Source organism: Amycolatopsis sp. NPDC031561, from assembly GCF_055580625.1.
The window spans coordinates 156,956-176,373 of the sequence record NZ_JBVILA010000006.1 but is presented as its reverse complement, the minus strand read 5'-3'; the positions used below and the strand labels follow the sequence as shown (position 1 = coordinate 176,373).

Below are 19,418 nucleotides of genomic sequence, written 5' to 3'. Positions count from 1 at the left end.
ATCCGCGCTGGTGTATTTACGACTGGAATGGTGAGAACCGATGGCAGACGAGGCGAAGCTCCGGGATTACCTGAAATGGGTGACGACGAATCTGCACGAGACGCGTCAGCGCCTTCGTGACGTCGAGGACCGCTACGGCGAGCCGATCGCGATCGTCGGCATCGGGTGCCGCTATCCCGGCGGGGTGACTTCGCCGAAGGAGTTCTGGCGGCTGCTCTCCACCGGGACCGATGGCGTCGCCGGGTTCCCGGAGGACCGCGGCTGGGACGCCGAGGCGCTGTTCGGCCGCGAGCCGGACGGCACGGTGCCCAAGCCCGAGGCCGGGTTCATCGACGACGCCAGCGGATTCGACGCCGGATTCTTCGGGGTCAGCCCGCGCGAGGCGGTCGCGATGGACCCGCAGCAGCGGGTGCTGCTGGAGGTCTGCTGGGAAGCGCTGGAGCGGGCGGGGCTCGACCCGACTTCGCTGCGCGGCTCGCAGACCGGCGTGTTCGCGGGCGCCGCGCTGTCCGGTTATGGCTTCGCCGCCGAAGAGGACTTGGACGTCCACCTGATGACCGGGACCTCGACCTCGGTCATCTCCGGCCGGGTGTCCTACTCGCTGGGCCTGGAAGGACCCGCGGTCACCGTCGACACCGCGTGCTCGTCCTCGCTGGTGGCACTGCACCTCGCCTGCCAGTCGATCCGCACCGGCGAATGCGACCTCGCCCTCGCCGGCGGGGTCACCGTCACCGCGATCCCGATCATGTTCACCCAGTTCGCGCGTCAGCTCGGCCTGGCCTCGGACGGACGCTGCAAGGCGTTCTCCGCCGACGCCGACGGCATGGGCGTCGCCGAGGGCGCGGGCATGCTCGTGCTGGAACGGCTGTCGGTCGCCCGACGCAACGGGCATCCAGTGCTGGCGGTGGTGCGGGGTTCCGCGGTCAACCAGGACGGCGCCTCCAACGGCCTCGCCGCGCCGAACGGCCCCTCGCAGCAGCGGGTGATCCGCGCGGCGCTCTCCAACGCCCGGCTGTCCCCACAGGACGTCGACATGGTGGAGGCGCATGGCACGGGGACGACGCTGGGTGACCCGATCGAGGCGCAGGCGGTGATCGCCACCTACGGCCAGGACCGGGCGGAAGGCCGTCCGACGTGGCTGGGCTCGGTGAAGTCGAACTTCGGGCACACCCAGGCCGCGGCCGGGGTCGCGGGCGTGATCAAGACAGTGCTCGCGCTGCAGCACGAGCGCATGCCGCAGACCTTGCACGCCGACGAGCCGTCGCCGCACATCGACTGGTCGGCCGGGGACGTCCGGCTGCTGTCGGAAGCGCGGCCGTGGCCGTCCGGCGAACGGACCCGCCGGGGCAGCGTGTCCTCGTTCGGGGTGAGCGGCACGAACGCGCACTTCATCATCGAAGAAGCTCCGGCCCTGGAAGAGACCGAGGCTGAGGACAGCACCGAAGATCAGCCGCAGGACACCGCCGAAGTCGCCGAAGTCCGGACCCCGGTGGTGTCGGGTGCGGTCGCCTGGCCGGTCTCCGGCCGGTCGGCGGACGGTCTGCACGCGCAGGCCGCACGGCTGCTCGACTGGACGAGCAGCCGCCCCGAACTGTCCACAGCGGACATTGCCTGGTCGCTCGCCGACACCCGCTCCGTCTTCGAGCACCGCGCCGTGGTGATCGGCGCCGAACGCGCGGAGCTGGTCGGCGGTCTGCGCGAGCTGACCGCCGGGGAGACGGTCTCCTCGGTCGTGACCGGCGTCGCGCACGGACAGGCCCGCACGGTGTTCGTGTTCCCCGGCCAGGGTTCGCAGTGGCTGGGCATGGGTCGTGAGCTGGCGCGGGTCAGTCCCGTTTTCGCGGCACGCCTCGCCGAATGCGAGCGAGCGCTGGAGCCCTTCGCGGACTGGAAACTGTCCGAAGTGCTCCAGAACGAGCTGGAGTCGGCGGACCTGGTGCAGCCCGCGCTCTGGGCGGTGATGGTGTCGCTGGCCGCGGTGTGGGAAGCGGCCGGGGTCGACCCCGAAGCCGTCGTCGGCCACTCGCAGGGCGAGATCGCGGCTGCCACGGTGGCGGGCATTCTGTCCCTTGAGGACGGTGCGAAGGTGGTGGCGCTGCGTTCGCGGGCGCTGCGGGCGATCACCGGCATCGGCGGCATGCTGTCGGTCACCGAACCGGTCGAACGCGTCGAAGAGCGGCTGCGGGCGTGGGACGGGCGGCTGTCGATCGCCGTGATCAACGGTCCTTCGACGGTGGTGGTCTCCGGCGAGATCGAAGCGCTGGGCGAACTGCGTGCGCAGCTTCAGGCGGACGGGATCCGCGAGCGCCTGGTGAAGGTGGACTACGCCTCGCACTGTGCGCAGGTCGAACAGCTCGAGGACGAGATCAAGTCCCTGCTCGCCGAGGTGCGGCCGCGGACCGGACGGGTGCCGCTCGTCTCGGCCGTCACCGGCGAACCGCTCGACGGCACCGCGCTCGACGCCGGGTACTGGTACGACAGCTTGCGCGCCACGGTCCGCTTCGAAAAGGCGGTCCGCACTCTCGCGGGCACGGGCCACCAACTGTTCGTCGAGGTCACGCCGCACCCGGTGCTGCTGGCCTCCATGACCGACACCCTCGACGCGGCCGCCGCTGAAGCGGGTCCGGGCACCCAGCCCGCCGCCGTGTGCGCCACGTTGCGCCGGGACGATGGCGGTGCGACCCGGCTGCTGACCTCGCTGGCCGAGGCTTTCGTCGCCGGTGCCACTGTGGACTGGACGGCCGTGCTCCCCGCCGGAGAGCGGGTGGAACTGCCCACTTACGCGTTCCGTCATGAGCGTTACTGGCCGAAGGGCACCCTCGGGTTGCCCGGCACCAAGACCGTCGGTGGCGGTGACCCGGCGTCGCTGGGCCTCGGCGCCGCCGGGCACCCGCTGCTGGGCGCGGTGGTGGAACTGGCCGACGGCGGCATGCTCGCCTGCACGGGCCGGCTTTCGCTGCGTTCGCACCCGTGGCTGGCCGACCACGCCGTGGGTGGCGTCGTTCTGCTGCCTGGCACCGGATTCGCCGAGCTGGTCGCGCAGGCCGGCCGGCAGGTCGGCTGCGCGCTGGTCGAAGAACTGACCTTGCAGGCGCCGCTGGTGCTGCCCGCGGACAACACCGGCGTGCAGGTGCAGGTGGTGGTGTCCGCGGCCGACAGCACCGGCCGCCGCGACGTGAACGTCTTCTCCCGGCTCGACCGGCCGGACGAGGACCACGAGTGGGAGAAGAACGCGGCCGCGGTGATCGCCGCCGCCTCCGACAGCCCCGTCCAGACCGCGGATCTCGCGGTGTGGCCGCCGCGGGACGCCACCGCGGTCGACATCTCCGACCTATACACGGTGCATCTCGCCGATGTGTACGGCCCTGCTTTCCAAGGGCTGCAGGCGGTTTGGCTGCGCGGTGAGGACATCTTCGCCGAGGTCGCGCTGCCTGAGCAGGTGGCCGCGGACGCGGAAGCGTACGGGCTGCACCCGGTGCTGCTGGACTCGGCGTTGCTGGCCGGAGTCGTCGCGGACGCGGCGAAGCCGGAGGCGGACGGCGACAGCGATCAGGGCCAGATCCGGATGCCGTTCGCCTGGACGGGCGTGCAGCTGCACTCCCGGGGCGCCGCGACGCTGCGGGTCCGGCTGCGCCGGGACGCGCAGGGCAACCTGAGCATGTCCGGTGTGGACGCCGACGGCCGTGCGGTGGTTTCCGTGGGTTCGCTGGTGACCCGGCCGGTCTCGCCGGAGCAGTTGCAGACCGGGGACGAATGGCTGAAGGAAGCGTTCTTCACCGTCGAGTGGACGCCGTTGGCGGAGAAGAACATCCCCGGCGGCGACTGGGCGCTCGTCGGCGCTGACCTGTTCGGCGTGGCCGAGGGACTCGGCGTGGCCGGGATTCCGGTGCAGGTCTACGAAGACGTCGCGGAGCTTGTCGCCGCCGAGACCGTTCCGGCGCTCGTGCTGTCCTGCGTGCAGGGCGGCACCGGCGACGTGACGGCCGCGACCCAGCAGGTCACCGCGCACGCCCTCGAAGTGACGCAGGCCGTGCTCGCCGAGCGGAGGCTCGAACCGGCGCGCCTGGTCGTGCTCACCCGGGGCGCGGTCGCCGTGCGGGCCGGGGAAGACCTGTCGGACGTGGCTTCCGGCGCGGTCTGGGGTCTGCTGCGGTCCGCGCAACTGGAGAACCCGGAGCGGATCGTGCTGGCCGACCTCGCCGGCGCCGGGGAGGTCGCCGCGCTGGCCGCCGCGCTGGGCAGCGGGGAACCGGAACTGGCCGTCCGCGACGGGCAGGCCCACGGCCGACGGCTGACCCGACCGGCCGGTCAGCTGGCGGTGCTCGACCCGGCCGACATCGCACCCGCGCCGGATTCGCGCACCGTGCTGATCACCGGCGGCACCGGAACGCTGGGCGGGGTCGTGGCCCGGCACCTGGTGACCACCCGCCGGGCAGACGGCGTGCTCCTGCTCAGCCGTTCCGGCGCGGGCGCGGACGGAGCGGCCGCCACCGCGGCCGACCTGGCCGAGCGCGGCGCTTCCGTGCGGATCGTCGCGTGCGACGTGGCGGACCGCGACGCGCTGGCCGCGGTGGTGGATGCCGTTCCGGCGGACTGTCCGCTCGGCTCGGTGTTCCACGCCGCGGGCGTCATCGACGACAGCATGGTCGAATCGCTGAACCCGGAGCGCCTCGCCTCGGTCATGCGCCCCAAGGTCGACGCCGGGTGGCATCTGCACGAGCTGACCCGCGACCTCGACCTGACCGACTTCGTGGTCTTCTCCTCGGTCGCCGCCGCCTTCGGTGGCGCCGGGCAGGCGAACTACGCCGCGGGCAACGCTTTCCTCGACGCGCTGGCCACGCACCGCCGCGCGGCCGGACTCGCGGGCACCTCGCTCGCCTGGGGGCCGTGGATGCCCGAGGCGGGCATCGGCCGCGACCTCGACGAGGTCATGCTGCGCCGGATGACCGGTTCCGGTCTGATGGCACTGGACGAGCAGGAAGGCCTCGTCCTGCTCGACCTCGCGCTCGGCCGCGCCGACGCGAACCTTGTCACCGCGCGGCTGGACAAGACGGCGCTGCGCGCGCAGGCCGCCGCGACCGGCATCCCGGCGCTGTGGAAGGTGCTGGCCGACGATTTCCTCCCGCGCCGTGCGGTCGCCGCCGCGGACACCGGGGGTGCCGGCGCTTCCGACGGGCTGCGCCGCGAACTCGCCGGGCTGGCCGGGGCGGAACGCGACCGGGTGCTGGTCGACCTGGTCCGCACGCACGCGGCCGCGGTGCTCGGGCACTCCTCCGGCGACGCGATCGAGCCGGGCAAGCCGTTCACCGACCTCGGGTTCGACTCGCTGATCGCGGTCGAGTTCCGGAACCGGCTGAACCCGGCGACCGGGCTGCGGCTGCCCGCCACGCTGGTCTTCGACTACCCGACCCCGGTGGCACTGGCCGGTTTCCTGTGGGAGCAGCTCGCCGACGACCTGGAGGACCTCGCCGGCGTCGAAGCGTCCGCCGCCGCACCGGCGCCGCAGGCGGTGGTGGACGGCGAGCCGATCGCGATCGTCGGCATGGCCTGCCGGTTCCCCGGCGGCGCGACCAGCCCCGAGACGCTGTGGGAGATGCTCTCCACCGGCGGCGAAGGGCTCTCCACCTTCCCGACCGACCGAGGGTGGGACCTGGAGGCGCTCTACGACCCGGATTCCGAACGCACGGGGACCTCCTACACGCAGGTCGGCGGTTTCCTCCGGGAGGCCAGTGCGTTCGACCCCGGGTTCTTCGGGATCAGCCCGCGCGAGGCGCTCGCGATGGACCCGCAGCAGCGGTTGCTGCTGGAGACCTCGTGGGAGGCGTTCGAACGCGCCGGGATCGACCCAGCGACGCTGCGCGGCTCCCAGACCGGCGCGTTCGTCGGCGGCTACGGCTCTTCCTACCTGGCGCTCACCATGGAGGACGAGGAGGAGCTGGAGAACCTCGGCTCGCACCTGATGACCGGCAACGCGGCCAGCGTGCTGTCCGGGCGGGTTTCCTATGCGCTCGGCCTGGAAGGCCCGGCCGTCACCGTCGACACCGCGTGCTCTTCTTCGCTGGTCGCGCTGCATCTGGCGACTCAGGCGCTGCGCGGCGGCGAATGCTCGCTGGCGCTGGCCGGCGGGGCCACGGTCATGGCCAGCCCGGACGGATTCCTGGCCTTCTCCCACGCTCGCGGTCTCGCGGCCGACGGCCGGTCGAAGGCGTTCGCGGACGCCGCGGACGGCATGGGCATGGCCGAGGGCGCGGGCATGCTCGTACTGGAGCGGCTGTCGGATGCCCGGCGCAACGGGCACCCGGTGCTGGCGGTGGTGCGGGGTTCGGCGGTGAATCAGGATGGTGCGTCGAACGGGTTGACGGCGCCGAATGGTCCTTCACAGCAGCGGGTCATCCGGGCGGCGCTGGCGAGTGCGCGTTTGTCCACTGAGGACGTTGACGTGGTAGAAGCGCATGGCACGGGGACGACGCTGGGTGATCCGATCGAGGCGCAGGCGTTGTTGGCGACGTATGGGCGGGATCGGGATCGTCCGTTGTGGTTGGGTTCGGTGAAGTCGAACATCGGGCACACGCAGGCCGCGGCGGGTGTGGCGGGCGTGATCAAGATGGTGCTCGCGTTGCAGCACGAAGAGCTTCCGCGGACGCTCCACGTGGACACGCCTTCGTCCCATGTGGACTGGGAGGCCGGAGATGTCCGGCTGCTGACCGAAAAGCGGCCGTGGACGCCCGGTGACCGGGTCCGCCGCGCCGGGGTTTCGGCGTTCGGCGTCAGCGGCACCAACGTGCACGTGATCATGGAAGAAGCCCCCGCTTTCGAGGACACCGAGGGCACCGCGGAGGTCGCGGCTCCGGAGCCGGTGCTGTCCGGCGCGGGCGCGTGGGTGCTGTCCGGCCGGTCCGGCGCCGCGCTGGCGGCGCAGGCGGGCCGGTTGCGGGAATGGGCGCTGGCGAATCCGGACGCGGACCCGGTCGACGTGGGCTGGTCGCTGGCCACCACCCGGTCGGTGTTCGAACACCGCGCGGTGGTCGTCGGCGAGCCGTCCGGCGGGCTCGAAAGCCTGGCCGCCGGGGTGACCTCCTCCGAGCTGGTCTCGGGGGTGTCGGAGGCCAGCACCCGAGTGGCGTTCGTGTTCGCGGGCCAGGGTTCGCAGTGGGTCGGCATGGGGCGTGAACTCGCGCAGGTGAGCCCGGTGTTCGCGGCGCGGCTGGCGGAGTGCGAGGTGGCTTTGGAGTCCTTTGTGGACTGGAAGCTGTCCGATGTGCTCGAAGGCGAGTTGGAGTCGGCGGATGTCGTGCAGCCTGCGTTGTGGGCGGTGATGGTGTCTCTCGCCGCGATGTGGGAGGCGGCCGGCGTCCGTCCGGATGCCGTGATCGGGCACTCGCAGGGCGAGATCGCGGCGGCGACGGTTGCGGGGATGTTGTCCCTTGTGGACGGTGCGAAGGTTGTTGCGCTGCGGTCGAAGGCTCTGAAGGCTCTGGCAGGTCTGGGCGGCATGTTGTCGGTGAGCGCGGCTGCCGGGGAAGTGGAAAAGCGGCTGGGCCGCTGGGGCGAGCGGCTGTCGCTCGCCGCGGTGAACGGTCCGTCCGCGGTGGTGGTTTCCGGCGCGCCGGAGGCGTTGGCGGAGCTGAAGTCCGAACTGGACGCCGAAGGCGTGCGGGCGCGGATGGTCGCGGTGGATTACGCGTCGCACTGTGCGCAGGTGGAAAGCCTGGAAGCCGAGATCCGCGCGGTGCTGGCGGGGATCGAGCCGCGGCGTGGCCGGGTGCCGATGGTGTCGGCGATGACCGGGGAGAACCTCACCGGTGAAGAACTCGACGCCGGCTACTGGTACGAAAGCCTGCGCGCGCCGGTGTACTACGAGCGCGCCGTGCGCATCCTCGCCGACCGCGGCTACCAGCTGTTCATCGAGGTGACGCCGCATCCGGTGCTTCTCGGCGCGACGAACGACACCGTCGAGGACGCCGCGGCCGCCGCGGGTCCCGGCGCGGTGGTCGCCGCGGTGTGTGGCACCCTGCGGCGCGACGACGACAGCGCCGCCCGAGTGGTCCGGTCGATGGCCGAAGCCTTCGTGCGCGGTGCCTCGGTGGACTGGACCTTGCTGCTGCCCGCCGGGCGGCCCATCGAACTGCCCACCTACGCGTTCCAGCACCAGCGGTACTGGCCCTCCGGTGCGCTTCCCTTGCCGACAGCCAAATCCACTGGCGACGGCCATCTCGTCAGCTCCGCGGCGGACGCCGAATTCTGGTCGGCCGTGGAGAAGGGCGACCTGGCTTCGCTCGGCGAAACGCTATCGCGGGAAGGGGCGCGCCCGTTCAACGAGGTGCTGCCAGCGCTGGCGTCCTGGCACCGCGGGGAACAGGACCGCTCGACCGCCGCGAACTGGCGGTACCGGGTCGGCTGGGCCGCGGTCGCGGAACCCGGGACCGGGTCGCTGAGCGGTGCCTGGCTGCTGGTGGTCCCCGAGGGCGTCGAGCCGGTGTGCGCGGCCGCGTTGTCCGCGCGTGGTGCCGAGGTCGTCGTGGCCGAGGTCCCGGCCGGTGTCGTGGACCGGGCCGAAATCCTGGCGGGAGTCGAATTCGGCGAGCTGTCCGGGGTGGTGTCGCTGCTGGCGCTGGACGAGTCGCCGGTGGCTGGGCATTCCTCGGTGCCGGTGGGCTTGGCGGCGACGCTCGGCCTGGTGCAGGCGCTCGGCGACGCCGGGCAGAACGTGCCGCTGTGGGTGCTCACCCGCGGCGCCGTGGCGGCCGGGCTGGGCGAGACTCTCGCGAGCCCGGTGCAGGCGCAGGTCTGGGGCCTGGGCCGAGTGGTCGGCTTGGAGCACCCGGAGCGTTGGGGCGGGCTGATCGACCTGCCGGAGACCTTCGACGAGCGGGCGGGTGCGCGGCTCGCCTCGGTGCTCGCCGGGGCGGGGGAGCCCGAGGTGGCCCTGCGCCCGGCCGGGATTCTCGGCCGCCGTCTGTCGCGGGTGCCTCGCCCGCGTGCGGGCCGGACCTGGTCGCCGCGAGGCACGGCACTGGTCACCGGCGGCACCGGCGCGATCGCCGGTCATGTGTCGCGTTGGCTGGCTGAGCAGGGTACGCCGCGCGTGGTGCTGACCGGACGTTCCGGGCCCGCTGCGGCCGGCGTCGCCGAGACGGCGGCGTGGCTGGCGGAGCAGGGCACCGCGGTGGACGTGGTTTCCTGCGATGTCACCGATCGGTCGGCGTTGGCCGGGCTGATCGCCTGGTGCGGTCCGGAGTTGTCTTCGGTGCTGCACACCGCCGCGGTGCTGGATGACGGCGTTGTGGACCGGCTGACGGTGCCGCGCCTGGAGACGGTGCTGGCGGCGAAGGCAGCGGCCGCCGCTCACCTGGACGAGCTGACCGCGGATCTCGATCTGGATGCGTTCGTGCTGTTCTCGTCGGCGGCTTCGACGTTGGGCGGTCCGGGGCAGGGCAACTACGCGGCGGCGAATGCGTACCTGGACGCGCTGGCGGAGCATCGCCGGGCGCGCGGGCTGGCCGGTCTGTCGATCGCCTGGGGGCTGTGGGCCGGGCTCGGGCTGGCCGACTCGAACGAGGCCATCCGGTCGCGGATGCGCCGCATCCCGATGCCCGCGATGGAGCCGAAGCTCGCCGTGCGCGCGCTGGCCGATTCGCTGGCGGGCACCGACCCCGTGGTCACCGTGATGGACGTGGACTGGGAGCAGCTCGGGTCCGCCGCGGGCACCGCCGAAGTGCACCGGATGCCGCTGGTGCGGGATATGCCGGAGATCCGCCGGCTGGCCGCCGCCACCGCGGCGAACCGGACCGCGGCCCCGGCGGCGGGCGAGCTGGCGCAGCGGCTCGCCGGGCTCAGCCACGCCGAACAGGAACGCGTGCTGACCGATGTGGTCCGCGCGCAGGCCGCGGTGGTCCTCGGGCACGCGTCGGCCGAGATGGTGCAGGCCCGGCAGGCGTTCCGGGACCTCGGGTTCGACTCGCTGACCTCGGTGGAACTGCGCAACCAGCTCAACGCGGCCACCAAGCTGCGGCTGCCCGCCACGCTGGTGTTCGACTACCCGACGCCGCTCGCGCTGGCCGGTTTCCTGCGCGGCGAGCTGATGGGCGACCAGGAACAGGTCGCGGTGCCGGTGGCCCCCGTGGCGGCGCTGCCGGTGGACGAGCCGTTGGCGATCGTGGGGATGGCGTGCCGGTTCCCGGGTGGTGCGGCGAGTCCTGATGAGTTCTGGGAGATGTTGCGTTCGGGTACGGACGCGGTGGGTGCGTTCCCGACCGATCGAGGTTGGGATCTGGAAGGGTTCTACGACCCGGACCGGGAGAGCGAAGGCACCACCTACACCCGTTCCGGTGCTTTCCTGCGGGACGCCACCGGTTTCGACGCCGGGTTCTTCGGGATCAGCCCGCGCGAGGCGTTGGCGATGGACCCGCAGCAGCGGTTGCTGCTGGAAACCGCCTGGCAGGCGGTGGAAGGCGCCGGGATCGACCCGACCACGCTCAAGGGCAGCGCCACCGGCGTGTTCGCGGGCGGTTTCGGCTCCGGCTATGCCATCGGCATGGCGCTGACCGGTCAGGACGGCGCCGGGGTCGAAGGCCACCTGATGACGGGCAACTCGACGAGTGTGCTGTCGGGGCGACTGTCCTATGTGCTCGGTCTGGAAGGGCCCGCGGTCACGATCGACACGGCTTGTTCGTCGTCGTTGGTGGCGCTGCATCTCGCGGTTCAGGCGGTGCGCTCGGGCGAGTGTTCGCTGGCACTGGCCGGTGGTGTCACGGTGATGGCGACTCCGTTCTCCTTCGTCGAGTTCTCGCGCCAGCAGGGCTTGTCCGTGGACGGGCGATGCCGGGCGTTCGCGGATGACGCCGATGGCACCGGCTGGGCCGAGGGCGTGGGCATGCTGGTCGTCGAACGGCTCTCCGATGCTCGGCGCAAGGGCCACGAAGTCCTCGCCGTGGTGCGGGGAAGCGCGATCAACCAGGACGGTGCGTCCAATGGTCTGTCCGCGCCGAACGGTCCTTCGCAGCAGCGGGTCATCCGGGCGGCGCTGGCGAACGCCGGGTTGTCGGCGTCCGATGTGGACGTGGTGGAGGCACACGGCACGGGGACGACGCTGGGCGACCCGATCGAGGCGCAGGCGTTGCTGGCGACTTACGGCCAGGAACGGACTGGGGACCGTCCACTGTGGCTGGGTTCGGTGAAGTCGAACATCGGGCACACGCAGGCCGCGGCCGGTGTCGCTGGTGTGATCAAGATGGTGTTGGCGCTGCGGAACAAGGAACTTCCGCGCACGCTGCACGCCGAGACGCCGTCGTCGCATGTGGACTGGACGGCCGGTCGGGTCGAATTGCTGACGGAGAACGTGGCCTGGGAATCCGCGGGACGGGTTCGCCGGGCAGGCGTGTCGGCGTTCGGGATCAGCGGTACGAACGCGCATGTGATCGTGGAAGAAGCGCCTGCCGTCGAAGAGGTTCCGGCGGTGGAGCCGGCTCCGGTGGTGTCGGGTGTGCGGCCTTGGGTGTTGTCGGGTCGCAGCGCGAACGGGTTGCTCGCGCAGGCGGGTCGCCTTCGCGAGTGGGTCGTCGGGCGTGGGCTGGATCCGGTGGATGTCGGCTGGTCGTTGGCTACTACGCGGTCGGTGTTCGAGCACCGGGCCGTGGTGCTGGGCGAGGATTTAGCGGGCGGTTTATCGGATTTGGCGGCTGGGGTGTCGTCGGGTTCGGTGGTGTCCGGGGTTGCCGATCCGGGTGCTCGGGTTGGTCTGGTGTTCGCGGGCCAGGGTTCGCAGTGGGCCGGCATGGGCCGGGACCTCTACGAGGCGAACCCGGTGTTCGCCCAGGCCTTCGACCGGGTTTCGGGTTTGTTGGAGCTGGAGCTGGGTGTTTCGGTTCGGGACGTGGTGCTGGATTCGGGGACGCCGGGCAGTGATCAGACCCTTTACGCGCAGGCTGGGTTGTTTGCTTTCGAGGTGGCGTTGTTCGAGGTGTTGCGGGCGGCCGGGGTTCGGGCGGATGCGGTGGTCGGGCATTCGGTGGGCGAGATTGCGGCGGCGTATGCGGCGGGGGTTCTTTCTCTGTCGGATGCGTGTCGTCTGGTGGCGGCGCGTGCTCGGTTGATGCAGGCGTTGCCGGTGGGTGGTGCGATGGCGGCGATCAACGCGCCGGAGGCCGAGGTGCTGGAGTCGCTGGAGCCGGGGGTGTCGATCGCGGCGGTGAACGGGGCGGAGTCCGTGGTGGTCTCTGGTGAAGTCGATGCGGTCGAGCGCATCGTGGCGCGGTGGAAGGAACGCGGACGTCGTGCTCGGCGGCTGCGGGTGAGCCATGCGTTCCATTCCGCGGCGATGGATCCGGTGCTGGACGAGTTGGGCGAAGTGGCCGCGGGGTTGGCGTACGAGCGTCCGGAGTTGTTGTGGGCGGGTGCGTTGACCGGTGAGCTGGTCGCTGACTGCGAGGCCGAGTATTGGCCCGCGCAGACGCGGGGTGCGGTGCGGTTCGCGGATGCGGTGGCTGCGCTGGTGGAGCAGGGGATTTCGGTGTTCTTGGAGGTCGGGCCGGACGGTTCGTTGTCCGCGCTCAGCCCGGCCGACGCCGCGTTCGTGCCGTTGCAGCGCAAGGACGGCACCGGCCTGATGGCCGGGCTGGCGCGGGCCTTCGTGCAGGGCGTGAGTGTCGACTGGAGTGCGCTGATTCCCCAGGGGAACCGCGCGCAGCTGCCGACGTATGCCTTCCAGCACCAGCGTTACTGGCCGGACGGCATCCTGGCGATGCCGAAGGCCGGTGCGGACGACAGCCCCACCTCCGCCGCCGACGCCGAATTCTGGGCGGCGGTGGAGAACGGCGACCTCACCGAACTCGCCGATCGACTGTCCATCGAGGACCACACGAAGCTCGGCGAGGTACTGCCCGCGTTGGCTTCCTGGCGGCGGCGCGAGCAGAACCGTTCGGCCACCGCGGACTGGCGCTACCGGATCAACTGGACGCCGGTCGAGGGACTCGATCCGCGGCCGCTGACCGGCACCTGGCTGCTCGTCGCCCCGGCGGACCACGACGTCACCGGCTACGCCGAGGCGTTGTCCTCGCGCGGCGCGGAGACCCGGGTGATCCGGCTCCCGGCCGGCACGGCGGACCGCCTCGAGATCGCGGCCGAGTTCGACGACGTCGATCCCGCCGAGGTGCGCGGCGTGCTGTCGCTGCTGGCCTTGGACGAGACCTCGACGCCGGGGCATCCTGTGGTGGCTGGGGGATTGGCGGCCACGCTCGGCCTGGTGCAGGCACTCGGCGACGCGATCATCGACGCCCCGCTGTGGCTGGCTACGCGCGGTGCGGTGGCGGCCGACGCCGGGGAGACGCTGACGAGCCCGGTGCAGGCGCAGGTCTGGGGCTTCGGCCGCGTCGCCGGTCTCGAACACCCCGACCGCTGGGGCGGGCTGATCGACCTGCCGGAGACCTTCGACGAGCGTGCGGGTGCGCGGCTGGTTTCGGTGCTCGCCGGATGCGGCGAGTCCGAGGTCGCCATCCGGCCGGCGGGCGTGCTCGGCCGTCGGCTGGGTCGCGCCGCGCGGGGCCGGGATGCCGAGGGCTGGTCGCCCCGGGGCGCGGTGCTGATCACCGGCGGGACCGGCGCGATCGCGGGTCACGTGTCGCACTGGCTGGCCGAGCGCGGTGCGCCGCGCGTGGTGCTGACCAGCCGTTCCGGCGCCGGTGCGCGTGACGTCGCGGGGACGGCGGCGCTACTCGCCGAGCGGGGAACCTCCGTCGACGTGGTGGCGTGCGACGTTGCCGATCGGTCGGCGTTGGCGGGTTTGGTCGAGTGGTGCGGTCCGGAGTTGTCTTCGGTGTTGCACACCGCGGGCGTGCTGGACGACGGTGTGGTGGACCGGCTTTCGGTGCCGCGTTTGGAGTCGGTGCTGGCGGCGAAGGCGGCGTCGGCGGGTTACTTGGATGAGCTGACCGCGGATCTTGATCTGGATGCGTTTGTGTTGTTCTCGTCGGCGGCTTCGACGTTGGGTGGTCCTGGGCAGGGTAACTACGCGGCGGCGAATGCGTACCTGGACGCGCTGGCGGAGCATCGCCGGGCGCGCGGGCTGGCCGGGCTGACGGTGGCCTGGGGTGTCTGGGCGGGCGGCGGTTTCGCCGAATCGAGCGAGGTCGTGCGGGAACGGGTCAAGCGCGGCCTGATGCCCGCGATGGACCCACAGCTCGCCGCGCGGGCGCTCGGCGAAGCCCTCGACGGGCCGGACGCCGCGGTCACCGTGATGGACGTCGACTGGGCACAGCTGGAGTCCTCCGCCGAGCTGCGGAACGCGCCGTTGGTGCAGGAGCTGCCGGAGGTGCGGCGGCTCGGCTCCGCCAAGGCCGCCGCGGACACTGCGCGCGGCGAGGGCGACCTCGCCCGCACGCTGGCCGGGCTGAACCCGACGGAGCAGGAGCGGGTGCTCACCGAACTGGTGCGCACCGAGGTGGCGATCGTGCTCGGGCACGCCTCGGCGGAGGCGATCGAGGACCGGAAGGCGTTCAAGGACCTCGGTTTCGACTCGCTGACCTCGGTCGAGCTGCGCAACCGGCTGGGGGCGGCGACCGGCGAGCGGCTGCCCGCGACGGTGGTGTTCGACTACCCGACGCCGGTGGCGCTGGCCGCGTTCCTCCGCGAGGAACTGACCGGCGACCTGACCGCCCCCGTGGCCGCGGCTCCCGTGGCGGCGGTGCCGGTGGACGAGCCGTTGGCGATCGTGGGGATGGCGTGCCGGTTCCCGGGTGGTGCGGCGAGTCCCGATGAGTTCTGGGAGATGTTGCGTTCGGGCGCGGATGCGGTGGGTGCGTTCCCGACTGACCGCGGTTGGGATCTGGAAGGGTTCTACGACCCCGACCGGGGCAGCGCCGGCACCTCCTACACGCAGTCGGGCGCGTTTCTGCGCGACGCCACGGAGTTCGACGCGGCGTTCTTCGGGATCAGCCCGCGCGAGGCGCTGGCGATGGACCCGCAGCAGCGACTGCTCCTGCAGACCTCGTGGGAAGCGCTGGAGCGCTCTGGAATCGACCCCGCCGCGCTCAAGGGCACCGCTACCGGCGTGTTCGCCGGTGGCTTCGCTTCCGGCTACGGGTTCGGCGTCACCCTGTCCGGCCAAGCCGGTTCCGGTGCCGAAGGGCACCTGATGACGGGCAACTCGACGAGTGTGCTGTCGGGGCGACTGTCCTATGTGCTCGGTCTGGAAGGGCCCGCGGTCACGATCGACACGGCTTGTTCGTCGTCGTTGGTGGCGCTGCATCTCGCGGTTCAGGCGGTGCGCTCGGGCGAGTGTTCGCTGGCGCTGGCCGGCGGGGTCACCGTGATGGCCAACCCCGGCACGTTCGTCGACTTCTCGCGCCAGCAGGGGCTTTCCACCGACGGGCGGTGCCGGGCATTCTCTGACGACGCGGATGGCACCGGCTGGGGTGAAGGCGTGGGCATGCTGGTCGTCGAACGGCTCTCCGACGCCGAGCGCAACGGCCATCGCGTGCTGGCTGTGGTGCGGGGTTCGGCGGTGAACCAGGATGGTGCGTCGAATGGTTTGACGGCGCCGAATGGTCCTTCGCAGCAGCGGGTTATCCGGGCGGCGCTGGCGAACGCCGGGTTGTCGGCGTCCGATGTGGACGTGGTGGAAGCGCACGGCACGGGGACGACGCTGGGCGACCCGATCGAGGCGCAGGCGTTGCTGGCGACCTACGGACGTGATCGGGACCGTCCCTTGTGGCTGGGTTCGGTGAAGTCGAACATCGGGCACACGCAGGCCGCGGCGGGTGTGGCCGGCGTGATCAAGATGGTGCTGGCGTTGCAGCACCAGGAGGTTCCGCGCACGCTGCACGCCGAGCATCCGTCGTCGCATGTGGACTGGACGGCCGGCCGGGTCGAGCTGCTGACCGAGAACACGCCGTGGCCGGCCGCCGGAAGTCCGCGCCGCGCCGGTGTCTCCGCGTTCGGGATGAGCGGCACCAACGCGCACATCATCGTCGAGGAGGCTCCCGCGCCGGAGCCCGCGGCCGCGGTGCCGGCCGACGATCCCACGGCCTGGGTGTTGTCGGGTCGCAGCGCGGACGGGCTGGCCGCGCAGGCGGGTCGGCTTCGTGAGTGGGTGGTCGGGCGTGGGCTGAATCCGGTGGATGTCGGGTGGTCGTTGGCGACTACGCGGTCGGTGTTCGAGCACCGGGCCGTGGTGCTGGGCGAGGATTTGGCGGGCGGGCTGGACAGCCTGATCGGGGGAGTGTCGTCGGGTTCGGTGGTTTCGGGCGTCGCCGATCCGGGTGCTCGGGTCGGTTTGGTGTTCGCGGGCCAGGGTTCGCAGTGGGCTGGCATGGGTTGGGACCTCTACGAGGCGAACCCGGTGTTCGCCCAGGCCTTCGACCGGGTTTCGGGTCTGTTGGAGCTGGAGCTGGGTGTCGCGGTACGGGATGTGGTGCTGGATCCGGGAACCCGGGACGGCGATCAGACTTTGTTCGCGCAGGCGGGATTGTTCGCCTTCGAGGTGGCGTTGTTCGAGGTGTTGCGGGCGGCCGGGGTTCGCGTGGATGCGGTGGTCGGGCATTCGGTGGGTGAGGTGGCCGCGGCATACGCGGCTGGCGTGTTGTCCCTGTCGGATGCGTGCCGTCTGGTGGCTACTCGTGCTCGGTTGATGCAGGCGTTGCCGGTGGGTGGTGCGATGGCGGCGATCAACGCACCGGAGGCCGAGGTGGCCGAAACGCTGGTCGACGGCATGTCGATCGCGGCGGTGAACGGTCCGGAGTCGGTGGTGGTTTCCGGTGAGACCGAGGCGGTCGACCAGCTTGTCGCGCTCTGGAAGGAGCGCGGGAATCGGGTTCGGCGGCTGCGGGTCAGCCATGCCTTCCATTCCGCGGCGATGGATCCGGTGCTGGACGAGCTGCGCGAAGTGGCTGAAGGGCTCACGTACGAGCGTCCGGAGCTGCTGTGGGCGGGTGCGTTGACCGGTGAGCTGGTCGCTGACTGCGAGGCCGAGTACTGGCCCGCGCAGACGCGTCGCCCGGTCCGGTTCGGGGACGCGGTGGAGTCCCTTGTCGCGCAGGGGATTTCGGTGTTCCTGGAGGTCGGGCCGGACGGTTCGCTGTCCGCGCTCGGCACCGCGGACGCCGCGTTCGTCCCCTTGCAGCGCAAGGACGGCACCGGCCTGATGGCCGGGCTGGCGCAGGCTTTCGTGCGCGGCGTGCACGTGGACTGGCGCGCCGTGCTGCCCGCCGGCCAGCGGCTGGACCTGCCGACCTACGCCTTCCGCACGGAACGGTTCTGGCCGGAAGGCATCCTGAAGCTGCCGAAGGCCGGCGCGACGGAGGTCCAGGACAGCGCGGCCGACGCCGAGTTCTGGGCGGCGGTCGAAGGGGGCGACCTGAGCGGTCTCGCCGACTCGCTGTCGGTGGACAGCAAGCGGCCGTTCCACGAGGTGCTGCCCGCGCTGGCCTCCTGGCGGCGACGCGAACAGGACCGGTCGACCACCGCGAACTGGCGTTACCGCATCACCTGGGCTCCGGTCTCGGAGCCGGACGCCCGCGTGCTGTCCGGGACCTGGCTCGTCGTCGCGCCGGACGCCGACACTGCCCGGGATTGCTCGGCAGCGCTGGAAACCCGGGGCGCGGACGTGGCCGTGGTCGAATGCCCGGCCGGGACGGTGGACCGTGCCGAGTTCACCGCGCTGCTGTCTGACATAGACCGCGATGCGGTGTCCGGGGTGGTTTCGCTGCTGGCCCTGGACGAGACGCCGGTCGCCGGGCACGCTTCGGTGCCGGTGGGCTTGGCGGCGACGCTCGGCCTGGTGCAGGCGCTCGGCGACGCCGGGGTGACCGCCCCGCTGTGGCTGGCGACTCGGGGCGCGGTGGCGGCCGGGCCGGGGGAGGCCCTGGTCAGCCCGGTGCAGGCGCAGGTGTGGGGTCTGGGCCGGGTGGTCGGCTTGGAACACCCGGAGCGTTGGGGCGGGCTGCTCGACCTGCCGGAGACGCTCGACGAGCGTGCGGGTGCGCGGCTGGTTTCGGTGCTCGCCGGGTGCGGCGAGTCCGAGGTCGCGCTCCGTTCGGCCGGGCTGCTCGGCCGCCGGCTCGTGCACGCCGGACGACCGGCGTCGCAGCCGTGGACGCCGCGAGGCACGGCGCTGCTCACCGGCGGCACCGGCGCGATCGCCGGGCATGTCGCGAGGTGGCTCGCCGAACAGGGCGCGCCTCGGATCGTGCTGACCAGCCGTTCCGGTCCCTCGGCACGCGGGGTCGCCGCGACCGTCGCGGAACTGGCCGCGCTGGGCACCTCGGTCGAGGTGGTGGCGTGCGACGTCACCGATCGGTCGGCGTTGGCGGGCTTGGTCGAGTGGTGCGGTGCGGAGCTGTCCTCCGTGCTGCACACCGCGGGCGTGCTGGACGACGGAGTGCTGGACCGGCTTTCGGTGCCGCGTTTGGAGTCGGTGCTGGCCGCGAAGGCCGCGTCGGCGAAGGACTTGGACGAGCTGACCGCGGATCTTGACCTGGATGCGTTCGTCCTGTTCTCCTCGGCGGCTTCGACGTTGGGCGGTCCGGGGCAGGGCAACTACGCGGCGGCGAACGCGTACCTGGACGCGCTGGCGGAGCATCGCCGGTCGCGTGGGCTGGCCGGGCTGACGGTGGCCTGGGGTGTCTGGGCCGGTGGCGGGCTCGCCGAGTCCACCGAGGCGGCGCGCAAACGGCTCGAACGCGGCGCGATGCCCGCGATGGACCCGAGGCTGGCCGCGCGGGCGCTGGGCGAGGCCCTGCGCGGACCGGACCCGGTGCTCACCGTGATGGACGTCGACTGGACCGAACTCGCCTCGGGGCCGGGCACGGCGGGGCTGCGCGCCGCGCCGCTGATGCGGGACCTGCCGGAGATCCGCCGGATGGCGAGCACCGCGGCCGAGCCGTCGGCCCGCCCCGAAGGGGACCTGGCCGCCCGGCTGGCCGGACTGGGCCGCGCGGAGCAGGAGCGGGTGCTCACCGAACTGGTGCGCACCGAGGTGGCGATCGTGCTCGGGCACGCCTCGGCGGACGCGATCGAGGACCGGAAGGCGTTCAAGGACCTCGGGTTCGACTCGCTGACGTCGGTGGAACTGCGCAACCGGCTCGGTGCCGCGACCGGGCGGCAACTGCCCGCGACGCTCGTGTTCGACTACCCGACCCCGAGCGAACTCGCCGCGTGGCTGCGGACCGAACTGCTGCCGGACGGCCCGGACGACGCCGCGGAGCCGGTGCTGGCCGAGATCGGCCGGCTCGAAGCCGCGCTGCGGGACGGGGCGGGCGACGAACCGGTGTGGGCCGAAGCAGGCGAACGGCTGCGCAGGCTGCTGGAGGTCATCGGCGACCAAACCGCCGGAAAGACCAAGAAACGGCGCGAGGAAGACCTCGAGACCGCCTCCGACGACGAGCTGTTCGCACTCGTCGACGGACTCGAGTGAATCCGCGCCGCCG

At 72.0% G+C, this 19,418-nt stretch carries 1 protein-coding gene; it reads left to right on the top strand.

The window, feature by feature from the left end; translation table 11 throughout:
- Positions 1–40: 40 nt before the first annotated feature.
- Positions 41–19,405, top strand: a complete 19,365-nt coding sequence (locus ACZ5IK_RS16260) for a type I polyketide synthase (RefSeq protein WP_465488388.1) — start codon at positions 41–43, stop codon at positions 19,403–19,405.
- Positions 19,406–19,418: the final 13 nt, after the last annotated feature.

Excerpts from the sequence above, each read along its gene's own strand:
- ACZ5IK_RS16260 (WP_465488388.1), top strand. The coding sequence starts at position 41 with ATGGCAGACGAGGCGAAGCTCCGGGATTACCTGAAATGGGTGACGACG.